The sequence below is a fragment of the Marinobacter sp. AN1 genome (assembly GCF_026013985.1).
Taxonomy (GTDB): Bacteria; Pseudomonadota; Gammaproteobacteria; order Pseudomonadales; family Oleiphilaceae; genus Marinobacter; species Marinobacter segnicrescens.
On sequence record NZ_CP110342.1, the window covers coordinates 2,311,367 to 2,330,896 of the forward strand.

General features: G+C 55.5%; 19 protein-coding genes and 2 tRNA genes. 16 read left to right on the forward strand and 5 right to left on the reverse strand.

The genetic code is table 11. From position 1 onward, the window contains the following. Positions 1-10: 10 nt before the first annotated feature. From istB to LJ360_RS10650, 3 genes are all read left to right on the forward strand, one after another. Positions 11-766, forward strand: a complete 756-nt coding sequence (istB, locus tag LJ360_RS10640; RefSeq protein ID WP_091849090.1) for an IS21-like element helper ATPase IstB — start codon at positions 11-13, stop codon at positions 764-766. 64 nt (positions 767-830) lie between these two features. Then, positions 831-1,928, forward strand: a complete 1,098-nt coding sequence (locus LJ360_RS10645) for an IS630 family transposase (protein ID WP_264996025.1) — start codon at positions 831-833, stop codon at positions 1,926-1,928. A gap of 102 nt (positions 1,929-2,030) precedes the next feature. Beyond that, a protein-coding gene (locus LJ360_RS10650) for an IS3 family transposase (protein WP_091854787.1) occupies positions 2,031-3,118 on the forward strand; the annotation gives its coding sequence in 2 pieces (ribosomal slippage) (positions 2,031-2,283 and positions 2,283-3,118; 1,089 coding nt in all). A gap of 207 nt (positions 3,119-3,325) precedes the next feature. Here the strand turns inward: LJ360_RS10650 and LJ360_RS10655 are convergent. Both LJ360_RS10655 and LJ360_RS10660 read right to left on the reverse strand, forming a co-directional pair. Continuing rightward, positions 3,326-4,627 (reverse strand): IS1380-like element ISMaq3 family transposase, encoded by a 1,302-nt coding sequence (locus LJ360_RS10655; protein ID WP_011784498.1) that lies wholly within the window; start codon positions 4,625-4,627, stop codon positions 3,326-3,328. An 80-nt stretch (positions 4,628-4,707) separates the two neighbouring features. Continuing rightward, the gene (locus LJ360_RS10660; RefSeq protein ID WP_264993955.1) at positions 4,708-5,106 is read right to left on the reverse strand and encodes a hypothetical protein; all 399 of its coding nucleotides are present in this window, start codon (positions 5,104-5,106) and stop codon (positions 4,708-4,710) included. Positions 5,107-5,635: 529 nt separating this feature from the next. Between LJ360_RS10660 and LJ360_RS10665 the strand changes: the two genes are divergently transcribed. The 9 genes from LJ360_RS10665 (at position 5,636) to LJ360_RS10705 (ending at position 14,837) form a co-directional block, all read left to right on the forward strand. Continuing rightward, a protein-coding gene (locus LJ360_RS10665; protein ID WP_264996024.1) for an IS3 family transposase occupies positions 5,636-7,203 on the forward strand; the annotation gives its coding sequence in 2 pieces (ribosomal slippage) (positions 5,636-6,115 and positions 6,118-7,203; 1,566 coding nt in all). Positions 7,204-7,226: 23 nt separating this feature from the next. Further along, the gene (locus LJ360_RS10670) at positions 7,227-7,871 is read left to right on the forward strand and encodes a helix-turn-helix domain-containing protein (protein ID WP_264993956.1); all 645 of its coding nucleotides are present in this window, start codon (positions 7,227-7,229) and stop codon (positions 7,869-7,871) included. Between the two features lie 2 nt (positions 7,872-7,873). Next, a complete protein-coding gene (locus LJ360_RS10675; protein ID WP_264993957.1) occupies positions 7,874-8,548 on the forward strand; it encodes a replication protein P in 675 nt (224 codons plus the stop codon). A gap of 93 nt (positions 8,549-8,641) precedes the next feature. Then, positions 8,642-8,878 carry a type II toxin-antitoxin system Phd/YefM family antitoxin gene (locus LJ360_RS10680; RefSeq protein ID WP_041333254.1) on the forward strand — a complete coding sequence of 79 codons (237 nt, stop codon included), beginning with the start codon at positions 8,642-8,644 and terminating at the stop codon, positions 8,876-8,878. Then, positions 8,878-9,312, forward strand: a complete 435-nt coding sequence (locus tag LJ360_RS10685) for a type II toxin-antitoxin system VapC family toxin (protein ID WP_091848200.1) — start codon at positions 8,878-8,880, stop codon at positions 9,310-9,312. The genes LJ360_RS10680 and LJ360_RS10685 overlap by 1 nt, the downstream gene beginning before the upstream one ends. Before the next feature lie 196 nt (positions 9,313-9,508). Beyond that, the gene (locus LJ360_RS10690; protein ID WP_245742378.1) at positions 9,509-10,591 is read left to right on the forward strand and encodes a hypothetical protein; all 1,083 of its coding nucleotides are present in this window, start codon (positions 9,509-9,511) and stop codon (positions 10,589-10,591) included. Continuing rightward, on the forward strand, positions 10,584-11,177 hold the full coding sequence (locus tag LJ360_RS10695; RefSeq protein WP_091848202.1) for a condensin complex protein MksE: 594 nt from the start codon (positions 10,584-10,586) through the stop codon (positions 11,175-11,177). Before LJ360_RS10690 ends, LJ360_RS10695 begins: the two co-directional genes overlap by 8 nt. Next, positions 11,174-13,945 carry a hypothetical protein gene (locus LJ360_RS10700; protein WP_091848204.1) on the forward strand — a complete coding sequence of 924 codons (2,772 nt, stop codon included), beginning with the start codon at positions 11,174-11,176 and terminating at the stop codon, positions 13,943-13,945. The genes LJ360_RS10695 and LJ360_RS10700 overlap by 4 nt, the downstream gene beginning before the upstream one ends. Positions 13,946-13,955: 10 nt before the next feature. Then, complete coding sequence (locus LJ360_RS10705; RefSeq protein ID WP_143066546.1) at positions 13,956-14,837, forward strand: hypothetical protein; 882 nt, start codon at positions 13,956-13,958, stop codon at positions 14,835-14,837. Between the two features lie 153 nt (positions 14,838-14,990). Here LJ360_RS10705 and LJ360_RS10710 read toward each other — a convergent pair. After that, positions 14,991-15,064 (reverse strand) — tRNA-Cys (locus tag LJ360_RS10710). Between the two features lie 89 nt (positions 15,065-15,153). Beyond that, positions 15,154-15,229, reverse strand: a tRNA-Gly gene (locus LJ360_RS10715). 237 nt (positions 15,230-15,466) lie between these two features. Here LJ360_RS10715 and LJ360_RS10720 point away from each other — a divergent pair. From LJ360_RS10720 to LJ360_RS10735, 4 genes are read left to right on the forward strand one after another with little or no spacing between them, the layout of a single operon-like run. Then, positions 15,467-16,594: an MlaE family ABC transporter permease gene (locus tag LJ360_RS10720; protein WP_091848206.1), complete on the forward strand. Its 1,128-nt coding sequence runs from the start codon at positions 15,467-15,469 to the stop codon at positions 16,592-16,594. After that, positions 16,588-17,379: an ABC transporter ATP-binding protein gene (locus tag LJ360_RS10725; RefSeq protein WP_264993958.1), complete on the forward strand. Its 792-nt coding sequence runs from the start codon at positions 16,588-16,590 to the stop codon at positions 17,377-17,379. The genes LJ360_RS10720 and LJ360_RS10725 overlap by 7 nt, the downstream gene beginning before the upstream one ends. A gap of 1 nt (position 17,380) precedes the next feature. Next, positions 17,381-18,319 (forward strand): MlaD family protein, encoded by a 939-nt coding sequence (locus tag LJ360_RS10730; protein ID WP_264993959.1) that lies wholly within the window; start codon positions 17,381-17,383, stop codon positions 18,317-18,319. Then, entirely contained in the window at positions 18,316-18,972 is a 657-nt protein-coding gene (locus LJ360_RS10735; protein ID WP_264993960.1) for an ABC-type transport auxiliary lipoprotein family protein, read from the forward strand. Before LJ360_RS10730 ends, LJ360_RS10735 begins: the two co-directional genes overlap by 4 nt. Here the strand turns inward: LJ360_RS10735 and pgsA are convergent. Next, the gene (gene pgsA, locus LJ360_RS10740) at positions 18,966-19,526 is read right to left on the reverse strand and encodes a CDP-diacylglycerol--glycerol-3-phosphate 3-phosphatidyltransferase (protein ID WP_091848210.1); all 561 of its coding nucleotides are present in this window, start codon (positions 19,524-19,526) and stop codon (positions 18,966-18,968) included. The two genes, LJ360_RS10735 and pgsA, sit on opposite strands and share 7 nt — an antisense overlap. Positions 19,527-19,530: the final 4 nt, after the last annotated feature.

Below are 19,530 nucleotides of genomic sequence, written 5' to 3' on the forward strand. Positions count from 1 at the left end.
GGAGACACTGATGTTGACTCAAAACACCCTCGATACCCTGCGCCAGCTCAAGCTGACCGGCATGTGCGATGCCCTGGAACAACAACGGGCACAGCCCGACACCCACGACCTGGCGTTCGAGGAACGCCTGGCCTTGCTGATCGACCGGGAGGTGCTACATCGTGAAAATCGACGTCTGGATCGGCTGCTGAAGGCGGCCCGGTTGCGGGTCCCTGCCTGCGTGGAAGACGTCGATTACCGCCACCCGAGAGGGCTGGAGCGCTCCCGTATGGCGGGGCTGGCCAGCTGTGACTGGATCCGCCAATCCCTGAACCTGTGCATCACCGGCCCGACCGGTTGCGGCAAGACCTGGCTGGCCTGCGCCCTGGGCAACCAGGCCTGCCGGCAAGGGCTCTCGGTTCGCTACTTGCGCGTGCCGCGCCTGTTCGAGCAGGTGCGCATCGCCCACGGCGATGGCAGCTACGCACGGTTGATGAACCAGTTGCTGAAAACCGACCTGCTGATCCTGGACGACTGGGGTATGCAGAAGGTCACGGCACAACAACGTCAGGATCTGATGGAGGTGATCGAAGACCGGCACGGGCGAGGCTCAACGCTCATCGCCAGCCAGTTACCAACCGAACACTGGCATGACTACATCGGCTCCGCCACGCTGGCTGACGCCATCATGGACCGGCTCCTGCACGGGGCTCACCGACTCAATCTGAAGGGGGAATCACTGCGAAAAGCAAAAGCACAAAATGCGGAATCGGTTGACCCATCGTGACCGCTCAGAGTACAAAACTGACTCCAGCGTGATGGCCGTGTGCAAAACGGTCACGATCCCCGGAATGACCGGTCACGTTCGCCGGAATACGCAAGCTCCCTTTAATCTTACGGTAAACGATCAACTGGAGTTGGAAAGCTGGTTGCGAACAAGCACGCTGAGTCAGAATCTCGTTCTGCGAGCGCGAATCGTTTTGGCCCTGAATGCCGGTGAATCACCCAAAGTCGTTGCTGAGCGACTGGGAACCACGACGGCCACGGTATTCAAGTGGCGTAATCGTTACACCGAACAGGGCCTGAGCGGTCTTCAGGATGCACCAAGACCCGGGCAACCCAGAAAGCTGAATCAGAAAAAGGTTAAGGCAATTCTTGATGACACGGTCAAAAAGCTGCCCAAGGAATCAACCCACTGGAGCGTCCGGTTGATGGCCGAATATGCCGGTGTTAGTCGCTGGCAAGTGCATCAGATCTGGAAAGCCGCTGACCTGAAACCGCACCGGCTGAAAACTTTCAAAATCAGCAATGATCCGGACTTTGCTGATAAAGTTTTCGATGTTGTCGGTTTGTACCTGAATCCGCCGGATAACGCCCTGGTGCTGTCTGTTGATGAGAAAACGCAGATCCAGGCACTGGATCGCACTCAACCAAAGTTGCAATTGAAACCCGGCCAGATCGAGCGTCGCACCCACGATTACAAGAGGCACGGCACGACCAGCTTATACGCGGCTCTGAACATTCTGAACGGCGAAGTGATTGGGCGCATTACGCAACGCCACCGAGCCAAAGAGTTTCTCGACTTTCTGCGACAGATTAATCGAGAAACACCGAAAGAGCAGGACCTTCATCTGATTCTGGACAACAGCTCGACTCATAAAACACCAGAGGTAAAAGCCTGGCTGGAGAAACATCCCCGGTTCAAGCTTCACTTCACACCAACCAGCGCCTCCTGGCTGAATGCCGTGGAGGGCTGGTTTGGTCAACTGGAACGCCGTGCTTTGTACCGTGGCATTTTTACCAGTGTCGGCGAACTGAAGAAGGCGATTCGTCGCTTTATCCAAACTCATAATGAGAAGCTGGCAAAGCCCTTCCGCTGGCACAAAAGCGCAGAATCGATTATGACTTCAGTGGCGCGAGCAAAGTTGAGTGTCATTAATGATAAATAAACGAATTACCCAGACGGGACACTAGGTATCTGGTAATCTCCCCGAAAAACAGCGGTAGTCAAAAGTAGAATTTTCCGTAAGCTACACGCAGGGAGATTCTGCATGAAGAAATCACGTTTTTCCGACAGCCAGATCCTGTCGATCCTGAAGCAAGCCGAGAATGGCGTCCCGGTTCCGGAGTTGTGCCGTGAGCACGGCATGAGTAGTGCAACCTTTTACAAGTGGCGCGCTAAGTTCGGTGGCATGGACGCTTCCATGATGGCCCGGTTGAAGGAGCTGGAGGATGAGAACCGCCGGCTCAAGAAGATGTACGCCGAGGAACGGCTCAAGTCGGACATCCTCAAGGAAGCCATCGAAAAAAAGTGGTGAAGCCGTCTCGTCGCCGTGAGATGGCGCAGAAAGCCGTCGGTGAGAAGGGCGTCAGTATTCGCCTGGCGTGTTGGATGTTCAGTATCAGCGAGACCTGTTACCGCTACCAGGCCAAGCTCAGCAGCGAAAATGCTGAGATCGCGGACTGGCTAATCCGGTTAACCCACAACCAGCGGAATTGGGGCTTCGGTCTGTGCTTCCTGCATCTGCGTAATGTGAAAGGCTTTACCTGGAACCATAAGCGGGTATACCGGATTTACCGGGAGCTGGAGCTGAATTTGCGCATCAAGCCCAAGAAGCGTCTGGTTCGTCAAAAGCCGGAGCCCTTGGCCGTGCCGGAAACGATTAACGACAGCTGGTCCATGGACTTTATGCATGACCAACTTAGTGACAGCCGCAGTTATCGGTTACTGAACGTCATCGACGATTTTAATCGAGAGGGGCTGGGCATTGAGGTCGACTTCTCGTTGCCGGCAGAGCGTGTGATCCGCGCACTGGAGCAAATCATCGAATGGCGAGGCAAGCCACGCTCTATTCGCTGTGACAATGGCCCGGAGTACATCAGTGGCAAGCTGGCGACCTGGGCCGAAACCCAGGGCATCCAACTGGTGTTTATCCAGCCCGGCAAGCCCCAGCAGAACGCCTACATCGAACGCTACAACCGAACGGTACGGTATGACTGGCTGGCTCACTATCTGTTCGACAGCACCGACGAAGTCCAGGATTACGCCACCCGCTGGCTATGGCACTACAATCACGAACGGCCCAACATGGGACTTGGAGGGATTACCCCTCAACAGAAGTTGGCCATGATGGCCTGAGGTCTACTTTTGAACCCCGCTAAAAATGGGGGGATTACCCCCTAGCCCGGATTTCTCATAGTGCTCCAACAACCTTCGCAGACCAAGCCTGGTAGTGCCAGATCCGAGTGGTCATGGTCGAAGTTGGCGATTATTTAGCCAGTTTCCGGCATTCAGGCACAACTCCCCCTTTCCCCCATTGGTATCGGGCCGGGGGAGCCCGATTATCTACTGGGGCACCAAGCGCTGAACCAGTGCTGAGAGATCGTTCTTGTGTGGATAGCTATCACTCATCAACACCCGTATTCGGCGGGTGTTGCGGATGATGACTGCGCCAACCTTGATCAGCTTCAAGCGCAAGGTGCCGGCACTCATACGTTCGAAGGGCGTGTTTTTCAGATGCACCCGCAAACGCTCGAACAGGGTGTAGGCGAAGCCGGATAAGATCAGCCGCCACTGGTTGGTCCACCAGTGTGTGCTGGAGGTGCGACCGGCAAACAGATCCAGTTGTTGATCCTTGATCCGGTTCTCCATATCACCCCGTGCGCAATACTGTTCGTAGTAGAGCTTGAATCCGTCATCGTAGCGGGAGCTGATAACGAACCGGGGGTTCGGGCCTTGAGGGCCATATTCCAGGCGCGCAACCACCCAGCGTGGCTTATGCCAGCTTCGGGCTTTGTAGCGGAAGCGGAAGGTGCTGGCGAGCTTATGGCCATGAGCCTCGTAGTAGGTCCGGACTTTGTCCATGGCTGGGGCGGCAAGCGCCTCCAGCCGCTGGTTGCGGGCCATGCCTACGATGTAATCCACCTGGTTGCGATCGCACCAGGCCAGCAGTCGGGGCTTGCTGAAGTGGGAGTCGCCCCGGAACACGATCCGGGTCTGTGGCCAATACTCGCGAATAAATCGCACCAGCAGCGCCAGAATGGCCCAGCTGTGCCGGGCATCACCTCGATTGCTGGTGCGCAGATAGCTCACCAGCAAGTGCCTACCGCAGAAGACGTAAAGCGGGAAGTAGCAGTGATGGTCGTAATACCGGTTAAAGAACTTACCCGGCTGGTCGCCGTGCACCGGAATATCGGTGCCGTCAAAATCCAGCACGATTTCCTTGGGCGGCTTCTCATGCTGCTCGATAAAGTGGTGCCAGAGCAACTCATGCGCTTTGACAATGGTTTGCCGATCCATCGCCTGCTCCATTCGACAAAGCGTGGACTTGCCGGCCAGAGTCGAGGCATTCCCCGTGGCGGTTTGTAGTGCCTGATCAAAGCGAAGCGCTTCATGATCATTCAGATCTTCGTAGCCACCGGCCACACCGTAGACCCGTTGCCGGACCAGGGACTTGAGCTCATGACGAATCATCCGGGGATCCCGCTGGTCGGTCAGAGTCTCGGCCAGCCGTTGGGTTAACCGGTGTTGTTTGTCGACTTCGCGCAGTAACAGCAAGCCGGCATCGGAGGTGATATGGCCTCCGGAGAAGTCGGTTTCAATCTGGCGGCGGGAAAGTGGCGAGAAGGTCAGTTTTTGAGGTACCATTTTGGATAGCGGTTGTTGGTGTTGATTGATGGTGTAAGGTCCTGAAATTTTAACACTTTCAGCCGCTTTCTTTTATCCCCTCATGAGAAATTCGGGCTAGAGTCAGAGTTTAAGCACCCGTTTAGATTTATTGCTAGCTCACTCAATACCGTGTGAATGGGCCTTGCGAGGTAGTTGGTGCCGGGCTGAATATAGGCGAGGTCCAGTTTTCTGTGCGCAATACAGTTAGCGATCTGGCAATCCATCCACGTTTGATTCGCAACTGCTATTCCGGTATACGCGATCGTTGCCAAGGCATCTTTTGCAAGTAAGACGATAACCTTGTTTGATTCATTATCTACTACAGTGTGCCCACCGCTCGGACGGATTCGAGAAATCTGGCGGTCGACGATTTGTGATATCCGCCCTCCCCATACCGTATTGATGATTACAGTCATCGCTTTCTCAACCCCTTCGGTGATACATAACAGTAATTGCACAGAGCGCTGCTTTGCGAGTGTAGAAATTTGACCGTTTCATTAATCCGGTCGCTGAATCCCCATTCGCCAGCCCTTAGACATAGAAAACAGAAGCTTAGCCCACTGCAAGCAACCTTGCGATGAAATCCTGTGACATCTTTGAACTACGCAATAGGTGACATTGTTCAAATATTCAGCTCTTTGCAAGGAATCACATCATGGAGATAAAGCAGCCTCGTGAGATGGGGCCGCAAGAAGCCAACGAGTTACTAATACGGCTTGCCTCGAGAGATTCATCCTCGTTTGATCCCTACGCTTTAGTGCGAACGCAATATCTGTAGATAGTAGCGGGATCGCTCGAAATTACCGCTCATTGGTTTTGTCAACGCAACACGCAGCCATTTTTACGCTTGCGTGTGTTCAGTCAGACGGGTTGTAACCGAGTAAATTAGTTTTCACGCATTAGGGAGCAACCCCCCTGTGTCAGCCTAGTTGTCCAGTAGGCAGTTTTGCCTGAAACCACATCACAGGGGGCGGTATGGATGCACACATGCCACGCTATTCCGATGAACGTAAAGCGGCAGTTCTCAACAAGCTCTTGCCACCCCATAACCGGACCGTTGTCTCTGTCTCCGCAGAGGAAGGCATCTCCGATGTGACCCTGTATAGTTGGTTGAAACAGTGTCGACAACAAGGAATGCCTGTGCCGGGTAATCGTAACAATGGAGACGAGTGGTCTCCTGAAGCCAAGCTGGCTGCTGTGATTGAAACAGCGCCCATGTCTGAAGCCGAGCTCGGCGCGTATTGTCGCGAGAAGGGCTTGTACCCCGAGCAAATCCAGCGCTGGAAGGCGGGTTGCCTCCAGGGCGCAGGCATGCAGGTGGAAAGCGATAAGACCGCTCATAAGCAGCAGCGTGAGGCACGCAAAACTATCAAGAAGCTCCAGGCAGAAGTGCGTCGCAAAGACCGTGTACTGGCGGAAACGACCTCCTTGCTGGTGTTATCAAAAAAGCTCGAAGCCTTGTACGGCGAAACCCCGGACAACGAGGACAACTGACCTCGCTGGCTGAGCGTACAAGGCTGTTGCAGTACTTTGATGAGGCTGTGGCTGGCGGCGCCCCTAGGCACAAGGCAGCCGAGCTCATGGGTCTGAGCGAGCGCACGGTAAAGCGCTGGCGACAAGCCGACGGGATGGTTACCCCGGATCGCCGGCCACTGGTCAAGCAGGCTGAACAGCCACATCAGCTGACGATTGCCGAGGAGGTTGCCATTCTGGCCACCTGTAATCAGACTGAATACCGCAGCCTGCCGCCTTCGCAGATTGTTCCTCAGCTGGCCGATAAGGGTGTCTACCTGGCGTCTGAATCATCGTTTTACCGGGTGTTGAAAAAGCATCAGCAGCAGAACCACAGAGGGCATATGAAGCCAAGGCGCAAGGTGCCGGAGCCCACCAGCTTTACCGCCACTGGCCCCAATCAGGTGTGGAGCTGGGACATCAGTTACTGCCCGTCGGCGGTTCGTGGTCAGCACTGGTACCTGTACCTGGTGCTGGACATTTACAGCCGCAAGATCGTGGCTTGGGAAATACATGATGCTGAGTCCGGAATGCTGGCAAAACAGCTCATCGAGCGCGCGCTGTTGCGCGAAGGTTGCTGGAACAAGCCACCGGTTCTGCACTCGGACAATGGGGCGCCTATGACGTCGCACACGTTACGTGCACGGCTGGCTGAACTGGGCATGCCGATGTCACACAGCAGGCCTCGTGTCAGCAATGACAACCCGTACTCAGAGTCGCTGTTCCGGACACTGAAATACTGCCCGGCCTGGCCATCAAAGGGGTTTGCCTCGTTGGTTGAGGGGCGCGACTGGATGCTGGCGTTCGAAAATGCGTACAACAACCATCACCTGCATAGCGGCATCAACTTCGTCACCCCGAGTGCGCGTCATACCGGAAAGGATCTGGAGCAATTGCAGCATCGTAAGCGGGTGTATGAGGCAGCCAAACGTCGGAATCCTCGGCGCTGGTCCAAGGCAACCCGAAACTGGAAGCCTGTGGGTGCTGTGTCACTCAACCCCGGCAAATTGCAGGAAATCGAGCTGAATAAATCGGCTGCTTAAACGCAGTAAAATGGACAACTGGGTTGAAAATTACCGCAACAGCGGCAACAGCAGTTCCGCGGGATTCCTTAATTAATGAATTCAAACTCCGGGAGAAAGCTGCAAAGCCGATTAAAAAAGAGCGATTAACCAAAAACTTCGCTTCGATTCCAAATGCCTTATTCGAGGAAAAGGGGCTTTCCCTGGACACTATCGGTGTATTGGTTTACCTCTTATCGCTCCCAAAGGACTGGGAGGTCCGTGCGGACCATATTCGGAAGAAATTTGGCATTGGGAAAGATAAACAACAGCGAATTTTCAAAGAACTTGAGGATGCCGGCTATTTGGTTCGGGAAAAAGTGCGTGGAGCATATGGGCGCTGGATCACTGGCATCACGATTCACCAGACCCCTCAGAAACCTGCCGTTACCAAAAACGGGGATACCGATGCCGGCTTTTCGGGCCACGGTCAATCCGACACCGGTGCAAACGGCCCTTTATGTAAGACAATTTCCAAAAAGAAATATTCAAAAAATAAAAACATCACTAATGCGCAGCTAAAACCGAGCACTAGGCGAAAGAAGCCAACCCTGGACAGAGAAAAGAAGGCAACCAGGTCAGGTGGCGAGCCAATGACATTGGTGAATCAATCTAGTCACGGGGACATTTCCTGGCTATGGGAGGGTTAACGATGCAGCCAAATGAAAAGCCGAGTGATGCTGAAATAAAAATGGCCGAAGCCGTGAACGTTATATTCGATCAGATTAAGTTGATCTGTCCGGGCTGGAAGTATATTTGGACAAATGAATCGATTGAGAAAAAAGCAAAAAAATTCTGGGTGAAAGCACTTTTGGATGCGAATATTCGAAGCGACCTCGAAATCCAGTGCGGACTCCATAAAACTCTGAAAAGCGGCTCCGCGCACTGCCCTCCCGTAGGAAAATTCATAAGCTGGTGCAAGCCTGACCCTGAGTTTATGGGGTTACCATCAGCTGTGAGGGCCTATCAGGAAGCCTGCCGGAGAATACATCCGGCGGGACAGTTCAAGCGGAAGGAGGCCATCATAAGCGAATACCTCCTAGTATACCCACGCTACTTCGATAAGCGCTCCAGAGCTCAACAAGTAAAACACAGAACTATGCAGGCCGCCTGGCGAGATGCCTGCAAGACAGCAGGCTATGGAGGCATGTACCACCTCAGAGACCTCCGCAAGAAAGGACTGACCGAAGAATTCCTGAGCCAAGGAGAAAACGACAAAGGCGGACATGAAACGCAGGCCATGCGGAATCATTATCGGTTGATCAAGCCGCCTAAGCGGGCGAGGACAACGATCAGATTTGAGCGGGAACAGAAACTTTCTGAGTGAGTTAGATAAAACCGAAAAATCTCCAACGGACCTGATTGCTATAGAACTTCTACTGAGAGTACACTCATTGTGTACACGGATATGGTGAGAATTATGCAAACGATCAATGTTCGAGAAACTCGGGAAAAGCTCTCAAATCTTCTGGACGCTGTGGCCGCAGGAGAAGAGGTTGTAATTCTGCGTCACGGTAAACCTGCTGCACGCCTAACCGCGGCCTTGCCCGAAAAGATTCAGTTTCCAAACCGTTCGGAACTCAGGGCATCTCTGCCCCCCGTCCGGGAAAGCTCTGCTCAGGCGGTGCGGGAACTCAGAGACGAAGAGCGCTATTAATGTTGTACTTCGATACCAGCGCCGTTCTCCCCTACTACCGACAAGAGCACGCCAGCGATCGTGTTCAGGTATTGCTTGAATCACAGACCGAGCCGGTTCTTATCAGTCATCTGACTGAAGTTGAGGTGGCAAGCGCATTGGCCCGGTGGGTTCGGATGGGAGAGCTCAGCGAACCCCAGGCGAACCGGATCGAAAGTGCATTCCACGATGATGTCAGCCATGGGCGCTTCAGCCTGTGCCCCATTGAAACGGCCCACTATAAACGGGCCAGCCACTGGATTGGCACCAGGAAGACAAGCTTGAGAACGTTGGATGCACTTCATTTGGCATGCGCAGAACATCACCAGGCTCAACTTATCAGTGAGGATGAAGCGTTGGTGAACGCGGCGGTTTTCTTTGGCATCGACGCCCGCCTTGCTTCGAAGGGCGACTAACACCATGGCTAGCCCAAAACACCTCACTCGAACACTTTATGAGCAATGGGAAACTGTCGAGGCACTGGTTCGGGCCACCCGGGAGATGCCGGCGTTCTCCGAGGAACAGGTTCTTGCTGCCATTCGCCAGGCTCAACCGGCCCTGGACGACGTTCAAGTCAGGGAGGCCCTACGTAGGCTTTTGGGAAGTGGCGTAATGGAGACTCAAAGCCGCTCTGAAAGCTTCGTGGTCAATGCCCATGTACTTGAGTTTGTCCGTGGCCTGACGCATGAACACGAACTAGGACTGTCATCAGTCATTCAGGCGCGCATCGAAGCAATTCGTGGCGCGACAGAGACCCTCACCGCGGGTATCGAAGCCGGAGATACCGGTCAGCAGACTCAAGCCATTAACCAACTATCTACCCTGTTCAGAGATATTGCCCGCCAGCTCGAGCAGGACCGCCATGCGATTGCCGAGCTGGCCGAGCAAGCAAAATCAGCAGACACCCGGGCTCCCATTGCAAAACGCTACAAGTCCGTCCTCGACGCGTACGACCAATATGTAGAACCGATGAACGAGATGATGGATTCCGGACCTTCCGGCATTTTCTACCATCACCTCGCCGCAGCGGAAGACGCCCTCGACCTCGGATACAATCGCCTGAATACCAAAGGCGCACTCTACAGCCACCTCAACCGTCTCCGGCACGTTGGTTATCAGGCCAAGGAACTGCGACGACTGGGGCGAATCACGGCTCAGCAATGTGCTGAAATTCTGTTGCCCCTCCGAGAAGAGGCACGCCAACACAACAATCTTTCCTCAGCTATCAGCCGGTTGTTGGGACAGGTTCGCAAAAAAGGGCTCAACCGCACCTTTCGCAAACGCCAGGATCAGTCTTGGCTGCCGGTGTGGCGCGTGAATCAAAGCCGCAGTGTGTCTGTAGGCGACGAAATAAAAACAATCATGGCGGAAGCGAGGAACTTTGAGCCTTCTGAACGGGAGTTCCCGGGCGAAGTCGATGCGGCACCCATAACCATTGCTGAGTGGATTAACGAAGAACAGCTCCGGCAACAGTTGTTAAAGGACCTCCCGGTCGGCAACCTTTTGGAGTGGCTGAAGCACCACTACCCCTCCCTGCCTGACCAGGTTCTTCTGCGGCTCTATCATGACCTGGCACGAGAGGACCTATGGGAGATGGAGCTGGAAGCGCAGCCTACAATATCCGCCCTTTCCCTGATTTCAGTGCACTACTGGCCCTACCGTCTGACACAACCGGTGAATAAAACTCGTGAGTAATACCAGCCAATTCCAACAAATCGCTAGCAACCTGCCAAACCTGGCCCATCTTTTTCGGTGGTTCAACCGGGGCCGGCATCTCAACCGGATCTCAGAACCAGTATTGTGGGAAGAGCTTGAACGCAACCTCGACGATTATGTGGCCATTTTTACCGCACTGGGTTTTGACCTTCGCCTTGATGGCCGGGGCTTCGCCTGGTTCCATCAGGACGACGGCAGCAGCAATACAAACAAAGCCACCCGACAACTGGCCCTGTTGTTCATGGTCATCTTTGATACTCAAGCGGATGCCGGCATTCCGCTGATGAAATTCGAGCATTGGCGAATCGATCAAACCCTGCTGACAACGGTTTTCGAGCAACACCAGGACTTGCTGAAGGCAGAAGAGCTGGATCTGTCCGGCCTGGCGAGCCTGATGAGAACCGCAGAAAACTTCGGCTTTGCCCGTTACGATAGCGGAGCCTGGCAGCTGTTGCCTGCTGTGTGTCGTTACCTGGATCATTACGAAGAACTGGCCAGCCAGGTGGATCAGGATGAAGATGTTTCCTGGGCTAGCGATCAGGATGACGAGGATAATTCCCTATGAGTTCCGATTACGGCTTCCAGCAGCTGGTACTTCTCAACAGCGCCGGCTATGAGCGCGCAGAGCTCCCTCTGGATGAGTCAGTTTCTCTCATTGCCCCCAACAATACTGGCAAGACCAGCCTGATTAATGCCCTGCAATATCTGCTGATTATCGACAAGCGGCACCTGGATTTTGGTGCCCACGACAAAGACAAAGCGAGACGTTTCTACTTCCCATCCAATAGCAGCTATATCCTGCTAGAAGTCACTTTACCTGAAGCTGGCTCTGTGGTGCTGGGGTGTGTGGGCAAGGGCTTTAGTCATGACTACGCCTATTTTGCCTATCGGGGCCCTCTGAAAATTGAGGAGTACAGGCTGGCCAATGGCAAGCTGGTGACGCAGCCACAGCTGTTGGAGCAGCTGGCTCATCATGGGCGAACGGCCAATTTCTACTCATCGACTGAGTTTGCCGAAATGGTCTACGGCGGTGCCCGAAAGCGGGGACAGTCCAGCTCCGAATTTACCATTTTCCGGCTAGAGAACCGCAAGGATGCAAACGCCTACCGTCAGGTTCTTACCCGCACCCTACGTCTCGACAAACTCAGTTCCGGCGAAGTAAAACGCCACCTGCTGCAGATCTTCAGCCGTTTGTTGCCGGACTCCGTGGTGGATTTCAAACAGGAATGGGATAAGGCTTTTGCCGAGGTGAACCAGGATCGGGAACAATACCGGGCCGCCAAAAACCAGCAAACTCAGATTGACGATCTGGAACGCCAGCAGGACGAACGACTCGCCACCAGAGGCCGAATCATTGCCCGCCGACCGCTCATCGACGATGGCCTGCAACGCTGGCAGAACCATTACCAGAAAGAAAGCGAAAGCCTCCAGCATCAGCATGGGAAATTGCACAAGCAGGAAGCAGAATTGCTTCAGAGGGACAGGGAGCAGACCCGCCGCCAGAGTGAGCTCAATCAGCAGTTGGAGGCACTGAACAAGGACGAGCAGCGCCGTGACGAACTGGAGAACCGGTTCGCGCTGGTCAATGACCGCAGCCAGCTTGAGCAGCAACTTGCTAGTGCCACCGCAGAACGCGACCGTCAGATTGCTTTACTCGCCAATGCCCATGGGCAGTCTGCGACCGCCACTGATCATCAATTGCGGCGGGAGGAGCAGGAGCTATCAGCACTGCGCAAGGAACAGGAAACACTCTCGGACAATCTTTATCTCACACTTAAACAGCACCTCTCCGAAGAGCAGATCAGTATTCTCAACCGAGGGCTCAACCGCCAACTGCTTACCTTGCCGCCTGGGGACTATCAACTGGATTCGGGCCAGCTGCGCCAATGGCTGCAGGAAATGCGCGAAGATCGGTTTCAACTACCCGGGCTGAATCTGTCTGTTGAACACCAAGCGCCGCAGTATGAACAACGATCAGACGAAGAGATTGCCCAACTGATTGAGGATTGCCAAGACCGGCACCGGCAATTGCAGGAACAAAAGGCCGCTACCGACGAATTGGACACTCAGAAGAAGCGCAAGGTAGAACTGGAGCAGGAAGTAAAACGCCTGGAAAAGGACCTGGAACAGTTTGACGAACTGGCTCAACTTCAGAAATCGCGCCCGGATCGCCTGAAAGCAATGGAGGCAACCAATCAAGAGCTGGCAGAGATAGAGCACGCTCAGAAACAGGCGGGTGCCCAGCAACAAACGCTCAGGGAGCAGATCCAGGAAGTCGCCAAGCAGCGGCAAGCACTGGATACCGCTCACCAGGAGATAGATCGTATCCGCCAGAACCGTGGCGACACCGACGAGCAGTTCAACTGGCTTGCTGACCTGCCCTATACCCCCTGGGTTGGCGACCCGGAGCTACCGCTCGACCAACTGGCGCAAACGCTGCGTAACTATCAGCAGGACTGCTATCAGTTAAAAGAACTGGACCGGGATCTGCAGCACCGACGCATCACGCTGCATAGCGGTGGCCTGACGAAATTCCAGTATGCCCCCAACCCGGAAGAGGAAATCCGGTTGATGGTAGAGTTCCGCCATCATCTGGCCCGAGAGGCAGAAGCCCTGGAAAAGAAAGCCCGCAGTGCCGTGGTCACTGTGACGGCCAGCCTCAGGGATCTTCGGGACAACCTGCAGTCATTCGAAAACGCCATGCATGAATTCAACCGTCTGATCAGCCGCAGGAAACTGTCGGATCTCAAGGTCTTCCGCATTCAGCCGGTTCACGAGAATCACCTTGTCGAAGCGATCGACTTGTTGATCCAAACGGCAGAAAAAGTGGAGTCTGGCGAATCCTTCGAGCTCTTCAACCAATCCAGCGTACTGGACGACCGACAGCTGGACCAAGCCCGCCAGTTACTGATCGACGAAGGTAGCGCTCGACAAGGGCTGAAGGTTGCCGATTTGTTTCGCCTCACTTTCGAGCTGGGCAAAGAAAACCAAGACGTAGAAAGCTTTGACGACATCGACAGCGCAGCTTCCAACGGAACCGTGCTCATGGCCAAGTTGGTGACCGGCCTGGCCATGCTCCACCTGATGCAGGATAAGAGCCGTAATGTTCAAGCCCTTTGCTACCTGGACGAAGCCCTGGCGCTGGATGCTGCAAACCAGAGAAGTTTGATCAAAACCGCTTCCGAATTCGGATTCGCTCTTATGTTCGCTTCCCCTTCACCGTTGATTACCGCTCATTACTGCGTCCCTATCCAACAGTTGAGCAACGGAAAAAACCACATCAGCCGCAAGCACTGGCAGATTCTGCAGCCGCTTGAGGCTGTCGAGGTATGAGCTCCCCGTAATGAAAAGATCGCTCAGAGAAGCATTGGTTAAGCTTGAGGATTCCGGCGGAGAATGTCATGGATCACGGTTCACGCCCACACAGAAGCGGGTGCTTGATGAGTTCCTCCGCAGAACGGCATGTGTCGCCAAGCTGCGCCAGGGCAATGGCTTCGTTTATCGCATCAGCAACTCACCGGTGTTTGAGCAACACCTTCGGGAGTTGCGGCCCGATGCAGATTCAGCCAACCGAGCTCATCCAGTCCGGGCACAAAACCTCGCGTTTACTCGGTCCACCAAAGGTCGAAAGAGTTTACACGCCGCTTCTTACCGCCTGCTGAAGGCAACAATGCCGGGCGTAAGCTGGAATCGTGATGGAGAGTTGCTCGACCTATGGCAGCTGACATCCATCGCCGGAGCCCTCGCCATCGATATCAGTCGGAATGAAACGCCTCTGGCCACCGACAGTCCCTTATGGCTGGTGGAAAACCAGGGGTTGCTGGATGACACCAGCTGGGTACCTGAGGGCTTGCACGGATCCGTACTCTATTATCAGGGCCAAGTCAGTGAACGGCTGATAGAGTGGCTATGCGAGAAAAAACGCAGTCCACGGATTCTCATGTTTCCAGACTACGATGGCGTCGGACTTGAGAACTACGCCCGCCTACGCAAAGCGCTGGGTGACGATGTCGAACTTTGGCTAATGCCTGACTGGACAACCAAATTGGAGCGCTATGGCAATTCAGAGGTATGGCGAAATAATCTCAAATATGTCGCCAATGCCGAGGCAAGTTTAAATTTGGATCAGGAACCCGATGAGGTGCTGGAGCTTATTGCGGCCCTTAAGCTGAGCGGTAAGGCGTTAGAGCAAGAGGCTGTGTTTTTGGTCGCAACAGACAGCTAATCACGCTTGTTCAAGATGCCCTGCACATTCACTTGTCCGCTCTTCTGTCACGGATTGAAGCGGATAATACTTTGGGTTTAATTTGGATATTTTTTGGGTGAGAAAATCAACTAAATGGAGATGAGGTAATTGGTTGATTTTAAAAGGTAAAAATGGAGGCGCGGGTCGGAATCGAACCGGCGTACACGGAGTTGCAGTCCGCTGCATAACCACTCTGCCACCGCGCCGGAAAAGCCATTCGAAGGGGCTTTCTGCTCTCAGGTGGGCGTTGAGAGACTTGGATCGTGCTTTCCAACCGGCGGAACCGGAGAGAAATTGGAGCGGGAAACGAGATTCGAACTCGCGACCCCAACCTTGGCAAGGTTGTGCTCTACCAACTGAGCTATTCCCGCTCTTCGTCTGGAGGCATTGCCTCGTCAACGGCTGGGTATTCTACGGATTCCGGTTCCGCCGTCAACACCTTTTTAACAAGTTTCTGTTTTGTCAGGTTTTGTGGTGAAAATTCAGACAAACCTCAGGCCAACCGGTTTGCCACCCTCATTGCCCGCTCGCAACGATCACGACATTACCTCTGGCTTGCTATCCGCTATCATTGAGGCACAAGTCTTTTTTCAGTTAGGGAGTGACGGATGCCGACAGCCGGCAACCTGATCATTGAGAGGGATAGCCTGGTCCTCACCGAGGACTGGGTTCTTGGTCATTTCAGCGAACTCCGTCAACAGGTGCATAAAGCCCTCGCCGGTCATCAGGGAGGCGGTAAGCCGTCTGTGGACTGGTCAGGACTCGGGCGCCTGGACAGCGCTGGCGCAACGCTGATTGCGGAACTGGTGGGTAGCGAACGCCTCATTGCCCTGGCCGAGGCAGATGCGTCACTGGCTCCGGAACGCCGGGAACTTATGGTGGCGGTGGCCAGGGCTACCGCAGAACTTGAGGCGGAAGAGATAAAACCGCCCACCGGACTACGTCACGCACTGGCGTTGGTTGGTCGCGGAGTAGCGGGGTTCTACCAGGGCCAAAAGCTGTTGGCCGGGTTCATCGGTCAGACCCTGACCGCCTTAATGTTTGTACTGCCCCGGCCTGGTCGCTGGCGGATCACTTCACTGGTATCCCATATCCAGTCAACGGGGCTTAACGCACTCCCCATCGTGGCACTGCTGACCTTTCTGGTCGGCGCTGTCGTTGCGTGGCTCGGGGCCACAGTGCTCGATGACTTTGGTGCCACCATCTATACGGTTCACCTGGTCTCCTACGCGTTTTTGCGGGAATTCGGCGTGGTGCTGGCAGCCATACTGCTCGCCGGCAGGACAGCCAGTGCCTACACTGCCCAACTGGGCTCGATGAAGGCTAACCAGGAGATAGACGCACTGAGGGCAGGCGGGCTGGACCCGATGGAAATGCTCGTGCTCCCCAGGGTACTGGCAATGGTTATCAGCCTCCCCTTCCTCACCTTTGCCGGCATGCTCTCCGGCATTTTCGGCGGTATGCTGGTGTGCCTGTACAGCCTGGATATATCTGTCACCCAGTTCCTGACGATTCTCGAGCGGGACATCGCCCTGACCCACTTTCTTGTCGGGCTGGGGAAGGCGCCGATTTTCGCCTTTGTGGTCGCCGTCATAGGCTGCCTTGAAGGCCTGAAGGTCAGCGGCAGCGCCCAGTCCGTTGGTGAACACACCACTTCAAGCGTCGTGCAGTCGATATTCATGGTAATCCTGCTGGACGCCATTGCTGCACTGTTTTTTATGGAGATGGGATGGTGAGGCAACCGTTGATTGAAGTACGGGGCCTGGTTAACCGGTTTGGCGACCATACCGTTCACGAAGACCTGGACCTTGACCTTTATCGGGGCGAGATCCTTGGTGTTGTGGGTGGGTCCGGCACCGGCAAGTCGGTGTTACTGCGCAGTATTATCGGATTACGACAGGCCACCGCCGGCACCATCCGGGTGTTTGGCCAGGATCTGGCAACGCTGTCGCCCCGGGAGCGCTCACAAACCGAACAACGCTTCGGTGTCCTGTTCCAGACCGGGGCCCTGTTCACTTCGTTGACCCTGCAGGAGAACGTCGCCCTGCCCCTGGTCGAACACTCCGGGCTGAGCCGTGACGATGCCGAACACCTGGCGCGGATGAAACTGGCCCTTACCGGTTTGCCAGCACAGGCCGCACAGAACTATCCTTCAGAACTCTCGGGTGGCATGGTAAAGCGCGCATCCCTGGCCCGGGCGCTGGCCCTGGACCCGGAGGTGCTTTTCCTCGACGAGCCTACCGCTGGCCTGGATCCGATCAGTGCGGCCGGGTTTGACCGCTTGCTCCGGACCCTTCGCGATGCCCTTGGTTTTAGCGTTTTCCTGGTTACCCACGACCTGGACACCCTCTACACTACCTGTGACCGGGTGGCAGTGCTGGCCAGGGGCAAGGTACTTGTTGCCGACTCGCTTGGCCAGGTTGAAGACAACCCGGACCCATGGATACAGGACTACTTCCACGGTCCCCGTGGCCGTGCCGCCGCAGACGCCCACAAACGCCTGAGCAGGGAGGACCACTAACGTGGAACCCAGGGCCCACCATGTACTGATCGGCCTGTTTACCGTTGTCACCATTGCCGCCATCCTGTTGTTTGCACTCTGGCTGGGTGACTCGCAAGGCAACCGGGAATACACCTGGTACGAAATCGGCTTCCGCCAGGGTGTCAGCGGACTGTCCGAAGGCAGCCCGGTGCAATACAGCGGGATCGAGGTGGGGAACGTGGCGGAACTTCGGCTGGACCCGGAGAATCCCAGCCATGTATTGGCGCTGGTGCGGGTGTACGAGGATGTACCGGTCAGGGAGAATACCAAGGCTTCCCTGAGCCTGGCCAATATTACCGGCGCCATGACCATCCAGCTGTCCGGAGGCACAGCGGACAGTAAGATACTCAAAGGCGACCGGCGCAACCCGCCCTATATACAGGCAGAACCCTCCCAGCTCAGCGCATTGATGAGCAATAGCGAGAGCCTTTTCCAGCGGGCCGATGATTTCCTCACCAATGCCAACCAGTTCCTGTCTGAGGAAAACGCCGACAACCTCACCGCAGCGCTCGAAAACCTGCGTACCGCCTCGGATTCGCTGGTGGGTGAGAGGGAAAACCTCAACCGTGCCCTGGTGGCGGTTTACGAAGCGGCAGCGCGGGCCGAACAGACCTTTGAGCGATACGATCGGCTGGGAAACTACCTGGACGAGCTGCTTGAGCAGGAAGGCCAGCCGATGCTCGCCTCAGCCCGCTCGGCAGCCGAATCCCTGGAACAGGCGACCATCCGTATCGATACCCTGGTGGCCGATAACGAAGGCTCGGTCGGCCAGGGACTGCAAAGCCTGGGGGAACTGGCGCCAGTCATGCAGGAGCTGGAAACTACCCTGCGCAACCTGCGACGGCTTACCCAGCGCCTGGAAGAGGATCCGGGCAAGGCGCTGCTGGGTCAGGACCCGATTCAGGAGGTATCACCATGAAGCCCTGTCGTCTTTTTCGTCCCGGTATCTTAAAAGCCGCCGGCACCGCTGCCCTGGTTTTGGCCCTGACCGCCTGCAGCGTTTCACTGTTTCCCGAGAAACAACCTCAGCGGCAATTCAGCCTGCCCTACCATTTCCAGGCGGATTCATCATCCCCCCAGGCACAAGGTGGTGTCCCGGTGCTCAGAATTGACCGGCCGCGAGCAAGTGGGTTGATTGGGAGTAAACGCATCGTACTTGAGACTCGCCCCAACGAACTGGCGGCCTATGGCAGTGTGCGCTGGGTAACGGAAGCTCCTGAACTGCTCCGCGACCACCTGCTACGGGCACTTCGGGAGGATCCTCGAATAGGCACGGTGGTTTCCGACGACAGTGGTGCCGCCAGTCAAATTACCCTGAATTCCTCGATGCTGGAGTTCCAGGAAGACCGCGCAGGAGACCCGCGCCGGGTTCGCCTCTTCCTCCAGGCCCAGCTGGTGGAGAACGGCAGCCGCGCCGTCCTTGCAACCCGGGACTTCCGTATCAACATACCCCTGCAAAGCGATGCAACGGGGGGCTCGATAGAAGACGCTGTAACCGCTTTCGGCCGCGCCGCGGACCGGCTTTCCGCCGAAGTAGCAGACTGGGTGGCCGGGGTCCTGGAGAATTACTGACGCTGTTCCGTTTCCGGAAACAGGTCCGGCCAGGCTGCCTGCAGATACAACACCATGGACCAGAGCGTGAGTACGGCAGCAAGGTACAGCAGTGCAGTGCCAAACCACGCAATCGTCCCCCCGGGCGGAACCGCAAGCAGCATGATGATGGATACCATCTGCGCGGTGGTCTTGATCTTGCCAATATAGGAAACCGCAACACTGGCACGGCTACCGATCTCTGCCATCCACTCCCTCAGGGCCGAAATGACGATCTCACGACCGATGATAACCATGGCCGGAACCGTGAGAATAAAGCTGGCGTGCTCCTCGATGAGTACCGTCAGCGCCACGGCCACCATCAGCTTGTCCGCCACCGGATCCAGGAATGCGCCAAACGGGGTGGACTGATCAAGCTTGCGGGCCAGGTAACCGTCCAGCCAGTCAGTGGCCCCGGCAATGGCGAAAATGGCTGCACTGACCACATAGCTCCATTGCGCCGGCAGGTAGAAGATCGCCACGAAGACCGGAATCATCACGATACGGGACAGGGTGAGGATGTTTGGCAGGTTCATGGAT

Excerpts from the sequence above, each read along its gene's own strand:
- istB (WP_091849090.1), top strand. The coding sequence starts at position 11 with ATGTTGACTCAAAACACCCTCGATACCCTGCGCCAGCTCAAGCTGACC.
- LJ360_RS10645 (WP_264996025.1), top strand. The coding sequence starts at position 831 with ATGACCGGTCACGTTCGCCGGAATACGCAAGCTCCCTTTAATCTTACG.
- LJ360_RS10655 (WP_011784498.1), bottom strand. The coding sequence starts at position 4,627 with ATGGTACCTCAAAAACTGACCTTCTCGCCACTTTCCCGCCGCCAGATT.
- LJ360_RS10675 (WP_264993957.1), top strand. The coding sequence starts at position 7,874 with ATGCAGCCAAATGAAAAGCCGAGTGATGCTGAAATAAAAATGGCCGAA.
- LJ360_RS10680 (WP_041333254.1), top strand. The coding sequence starts at position 8,642 with ATGCAAACGATCAATGTTCGAGAAACTCGGGAAAAGCTCTCAAATCTT.
- LJ360_RS10685 (WP_091848200.1), top strand. The coding sequence starts at position 8,878 with ATGTTGTACTTCGATACCAGCGCCGTTCTCCCCTACTACCGACAAGAG.
- LJ360_RS10690 (WP_245742378.1), top strand. The coding sequence starts at position 9,509 with ATGGAGACTCAAAGCCGCTCTGAAAGCTTCGTGGTCAATGCCCATGTA.
- LJ360_RS10700 (WP_091848204.1), top strand. The coding sequence starts at position 11,174 with ATGAGTTCCGATTACGGCTTCCAGCAGCTGGTACTTCTCAACAGCGCC.
- LJ360_RS10705 (WP_143066546.1), top strand. The coding sequence starts at position 13,956 with ATGAAAAGATCGCTCAGAGAAGCATTGGTTAAGCTTGAGGATTCCGGC.
- LJ360_RS10720 (WP_091848206.1), top strand. The coding sequence starts at position 15,467 with ATGCCGACAGCCGGCAACCTGATCATTGAGAGGGATAGCCTGGTCCTC.
- LJ360_RS10725 (WP_264993958.1), top strand. The coding sequence starts at position 16,588 with ATGGTGAGGCAACCGTTGATTGAAGTACGGGGCCTGGTTAACCGGTTT.
- LJ360_RS10735 (WP_264993960.1), top strand. The coding sequence starts at position 18,316 with ATGAAGCCCTGTCGTCTTTTTCGTCCCGGTATCTTAAAAGCCGCCGGC.
- pgsA (WP_091848210.1), bottom strand. The coding sequence starts at position 19,526 with ATGAACCTGCCAAACATCCTCACCCTGTCCCGTATCGTGATGATTCCG.